A 4,957-nucleotide genomic window follows, 5' to 3' on the forward strand; every position below is an offset into this window, starting at 1 on the left:
TCCTTGACCATCAGGTCGGTGATGCAGGCGACGCCCGAGTAGAGCACCTGGTCGGCCATGGCGAAGGCATCGGCGAAGGTGGTCTTGTCATTGGCCAGCCGGAACAGGTTCTGGTTGGGGATGACGATCAGGGTATCGACGCATTTCTGCAGCTCCTCGATGCCCATGTCGGCCGTCTTCATGCGGCGCTGGCCCTCGAAGTGGAACGGCTTGGTGACGACGCCGACGGTGAGGATGCCCTTCTCGCGCGCCGCGCGGGCAACGACGGGAGCGGCGCCCGTGCCGGTGCCGCCGCCCATGCCGGCGGTGACGAAGCACATATGCGTGTTGGACAGATGATCGATGATCTCGTCGATGCACTCTTCCGCCGCCGCGCGGCCGACTTCCGGCTGAGAGCCGGCGCCGAGGCCCTCGGTGACATGCGCGCCAAGTTGGATCAGCCGCTCAGCCTTCGACATGGTCAGCGCCTGTGCGTCGGTGTTGGCCACCACGAACTCGACGCCGCGCAAGCCGGCGGTGATCATATTGTTGACGGCATTGCCGCCGCCGCCGCCGACACCGAACACGGTGATGCGGGGCTTGAGCTCGGTGATGTCCGGCTTTTGCAGATTGATGGTCATTGTCTCCGTCCTTTGCCTTTCCCGCCGCCTCGCCGCTGCGGCCGCCTATGGGGCTGTCCCCGTCAAATTAAAAACTGTCTCTCAACCACTGACTCATGCGATGCAGTCTTCCGCCCGTTCCGGTCATCCTGAAACCGGAAAGTCCTTTCGCCGAATGGCTCTCGAAGCTCGCCATCTGCGGGTAGATCATCAATCCGACCGGGGTCGAGAACGCCGGTCCCTTGGCCGCCTCCGGCAGGCCCGCCACGCCGAGCGGACGGCCGATGCGCACATTGCGCCCGAGAATGCGGCGCGCCGCTTCCGGCAGGCCGGCGAGCTGGCTGGCGCCTCCGGTGAGCACGACGCGTTTTCCCACGGCATTGCCGTAGCCGGACTTGTTCAGCCGGTCGCGCAAAAGCTCGAGCGTCTCGTCGATGCGCGCACGGATGATGCGCGTCATCACCGAGCGCGGTATCTGCGACGGCACATCGCCCTCCTCGCCGATCGGCTGGATCGAGACGAGGTCGCGGTCGTCGGCGCTTCCGGGCAGCGCCGAGCCATGCATCACCTTCAGCCGCTCCGCGGCGTCGAGCGAAGTCGACAGGCCCTTGGCCATGTCGAGCGTCACATGGTTGCCGCCGATGGCGATGGCGTCGCCATGGATGAACTTGCCTTCCGAGAAGACCGAGATGGTCGTCGTGCCGCCGCCCATATCGATGCAGGCGGCGCCCATTTCGAGTTCGTCGTCGACCAGCGAGGCAAGCCCGCTGGCATAGGGCGTCGCCACCATGCGCTCGACCGACAGATGCGAGCGGTTGATGCAAAGCTCGAGATTGCGCATCGGCGCCGCATCGCCCGTCAGCACATGCATGTCGACGCCGAGCGCATCGCCGACCATGCCGCGCGGGTCGCGCATGCCGCGCTCGCCGTCGAGCGAGAAGCCGACGGGCAGCGAATGGATCACTTCGCGCTCGGCCCTCAGCGCCTGCTTGGCGCCGGCGGCGAGCACGCGCTTGATGTCGACTTCCTCGACCTGATGACCACCGAGATTGATCGTCGCCGAAAAGGCTTCGCTCTTCAGCCGGCCCGCCGTCATGTTGACGATGAGGGAATCGACCGTGAGCCCGGCCATGCGCTCGGCGGCGTCGACGGCAAGCCGGATGGCATGCTCGGCGCGATCGAGGTCCACCACGACGCCGGACTTCACGCCCTGCGATTTCTGGTGGCCGATGCCGATCACCTGGATACGATGCGAGCGTCCGCGCAGAAGCTTGCCGTCCTCGTTCGGCTTGAGCTTCGCAACCACGCAGCAAACCTTGCTGGAACCGACGTCGAGCACCGTGAGTATGCCCGACCGGCGCGAAGAAGCGTCACCGCCGCCGCCAAGCCAGCTCATATCTTCGTCCCCGTCTTGCGCTTGGCCGGGTTCTTCGGCTTGTCGCTGAGCGCGGCTTCGCGCTGCGTGGCCGCCTCCGGCGAAAGCTCCACGACCAGCCGGTCGGGGAGCCGCATGTCGACGGCGGCGATGTCGCGCGTCAAAAGCCCGTTGTCGTGGTCGATCTTGACGAGTTCGGCGATCGCCCGGTCCTCGTCGTCTTCCGGCAGCTTGATCGTGATGCCGTTCTCAAGCCTCATGTCCCAGCGGCGCTCGCCGACACGGATATAACCTTTGACCCGCGCCGCAAGCTCGGGATAGCGCTTGATCTTGTCGAGGAAGGCCGGCGCCATGGCCGGCGCGCCGCTACCGATGATCAGCGGCAGCAGCGCCTGCTTGCCGCCCGAGAACGGCGCGATCACCTCGCCGGACCGCTCGATCACCGAAACCGATGTACCCTGCTGCCAGAGCGCAAAGGGCTCGCGCTCCTCGATGCGCACTTCCAGCGTATGAGGGTAGATCTTGCGGACCGCCGCGCCCTCGACCCAAGGCAGCGTCGCGATGCGCTCGCGCGCGGCCTCGGCATCGAAGCCGATCAGCGATGTCCAGCCGTCGAGGCCGAGCCGGTCGAGCACGTCGATCTCGGACGTCTGACGATTGCCGACCACCTTGATCTGGTCGACGGCAAAGCCGGTGCGGGCAGTGATGCCCTGCACGACGCTGTCGGAGTAGCCGCCAAGAAAAGCGCCATAGGCGCTGCTCGACGCGATGAGCGCGGCGGAAAGGATCGCCGCCGAAAAGCGCGGCGCCTCATACTCGCCGCCGCACAGGCGCGCCAGCACGCGCACCGGCCGGCGAAGCTGGCGCGGCAAGACGAAACGGTCGAATGACAGCGGCACGCCGAACAGCGCGGGACCAGCCGCGTTGCCGCCATTACCCTGTCCCCACCTCAACGCAGACACGAAGCGTCCTCCACCATCCAACTCAACAAATCGCCGAACGAGTGTCCCGCTTGCGCGGCGATTTCGGGCACCAGAGACGTCGGCGTCATGCCCGGCTGAGTGTTGACCTCGAGCCAGACAACCTCGCCGTTTTCGGAGTGACGGTCGTCGTAACGGAAATCCGATCGGGAGACGCCCCGGCAACCAATGGCAAGATGAGCCTTGAGGGCCAGTGTCTGTATTTTTTGGTAAATATTCGGTGAAATTTTAGCAGGGATTTCGTGTTTTGATCCGCCCGGCACGTATTTTGAGTCGTAGTCGTAGAAGGAATGCCCGGTCGGAATGATCTCGCAGACGCCGAGCGCCACGTCGCCCATCACCGCGCAGGTCAATTCGCGCCCATGGATGTAGCGCTCGACCATGACGGTCTCGCCATATTGCCACTCGGTCGAGCCGATCACCTGCGGCGGATGCGACTGCCCTTCATGCACGATGACGACGCCGAAGCTCGATCCCTCATTGACCGGCTTGACCACGTAAGGCGGCTTCATCGGATGCGCATCCTTGACGGCGAAGCGATTGACCACCTTGGATTCCGCGACCGGAATGCCGGCCGCCTTGGCAACCTTCTTGGCCTGCTCCTTGTTCATGGCCAGCGCCGAAGCGAGCACGCCCGAATGAGTGTAGGGAATTGCGAGATATTCGAGAATTCCCTGGATGGTGCCGTCCTCGCCGAACGGGCCATGCAGCGCGTTGAAGGCGACGTCGGGCTTGAGCTCGGCAAGCACCGATCCAACATCGCGCGAAACATCGACGCGGGTGACCTGATAGCCTTCAGTCTCGAGCGCATCAGCACACGCCTTCCCCGAGGACAGAGACACGGGCCGCTCCGAGGAGAATCCACCGAGGAGAACAGCCACATGCTTCTTCTTCATTTCCCGTCATCCCCTCTCACGCCGGGCCTGCAACCGATATTCCCGCACCGCATTCCCGAGCATTGAGTCCGAGTCTTCCGGCAGGTTGCCCCCCAGACGGAAAACGCGGCTGAACGCGTCGAACGACTCAAATCAGGAAACGCTTCAGGGCAGAGAATCAGAGAGTTGATTCGCTGGCAAGTGCCTATGATTCCGAGAGATTCACTTTCCGCGAAAACAGCCGAGAAAAGTGTGTTGTTGAGTCTTTGCAGCAACGGTTGAGGCCGCCGCGAAGCACCGAAGTTCAAGTAGTACTTGAACTTAACGAGTTCGCTGAGGTGCGTTGAGATTCAGGTCAGGCCGAGCCGGAGTCGAAGACGGGCGCGAAGCGACCAAACAAGGTGGCATCCGAGAACCGGAGCGGAGCGTACTAAAGTACGCGCAGGAAGCCGCCGTTTGCAGGCCGGCCTCACCTGAATATCAACGCACCTCAAAGGAGTTGCCCGAGAAACTCCTGCACCTCATGACCGGGCCGGAAATTGCCGAGGCGCTTGATCTCCCAGTGCAGCCGGATGCCGGAATTCTCGAGCACGCGCGCGCGCACCGTCTCGCCAAGATATTCGAGGTCATAGCCGGTCGCGGTGCCGGTGTTGATCATGAAGTTGCAATGCATCGGCGACATCTGCGCGCCGCCGATCATCAGCCCGCGGCAGCCGGCCTTGTCGATCTCCTTCCAGGCCGAGGTGCCTTCCGGATTCTTGAAGGTAGAGCCGCCGGTTTTCTCGCGGATCGGCTGCACCGTATCGCGATGGTTCTGCACGGCATCCATCGCCGCCTTGATCGCCGCCTTGTCTTCCGGAAACCCTTCGAAGATGGCTGAGGTGAAGATCAGTCCGGCGGGCGCGGACGAGTGGCGGTAGGCATAACCCATATCGGCATTGCTGAGCGTGTGGAGATTGCCCTTGCGATCCAGCGCCGTCACCTCCACCACGCGCTCCCGCGTCTCCACACCGTTGGCGCCCGCATTCATCCTGAGCGCGCCGCCAATGGCGCCGGGGATGCCATGGTAGAAATGGAAGCCGCCGATGCCGGCTTCACACGCCACGGCGGCCTCCATTTCTACCATGG

At 63.8% G+C, this 4,957-nt stretch carries 4 protein-coding genes and 1 pseudogene; all 5 read right to left on the reverse strand.

The features are described from left to right. Positions 1-620 (reverse strand): annotated as a pseudogene (locus EOA24_RS27190) (cell division protein FtsZ); the annotation flags it as partial. A gap of 67 nt (positions 621-687) precedes the next feature. Next, the gene (ftsA, locus tag EOA24_RS27195; RefSeq protein WP_042637743.1) at positions 688-1,995 is read right to left on the reverse strand and encodes a cell division protein FtsA; all 1,308 of its coding nucleotides are present in this window, start codon (positions 1,993-1,995) and stop codon (positions 688-690) included. Further along, positions 1,992-2,936, reverse strand: a complete 945-nt coding sequence (locus tag EOA24_RS27200) for a cell division protein FtsQ/DivIB (RefSeq protein WP_126082000.1) — start codon at positions 2,934-2,936, stop codon at positions 1,992-1,994. Before EOA24_RS27200 ends, ftsA begins: the two co-directional genes overlap by 4 nt. After that, positions 2,924-3,850 (reverse strand): D-alanine--D-alanine ligase, encoded by a 927-nt coding sequence (locus EOA24_RS27205; protein WP_126081999.1) that lies wholly within the window; start codon positions 3,848-3,850, stop codon positions 2,924-2,926. Before EOA24_RS27205 ends, EOA24_RS27200 begins: the two co-directional genes overlap by 13 nt. 469 nt (positions 3,851-4,319) lie before the next feature. Continuing rightward, positions 4,320-4,957 (reverse strand): UDP-N-acetylmuramate dehydrogenase (gene murB / locus EOA24_RS27210; protein WP_127410259.1); only part of this gene is annotated, 638 nt, incomplete at its 5' end.

Origin of the sequence: Mesorhizobium sp. M2A.F.Ca.ET.039.01.1.1 (assembly GCF_003998035.1) — a bacterium.
Classification (GTDB): domain Bacteria; phylum Pseudomonadota; class Alphaproteobacteria; order Rhizobiales; family Rhizobiaceae; genus Mesorhizobium.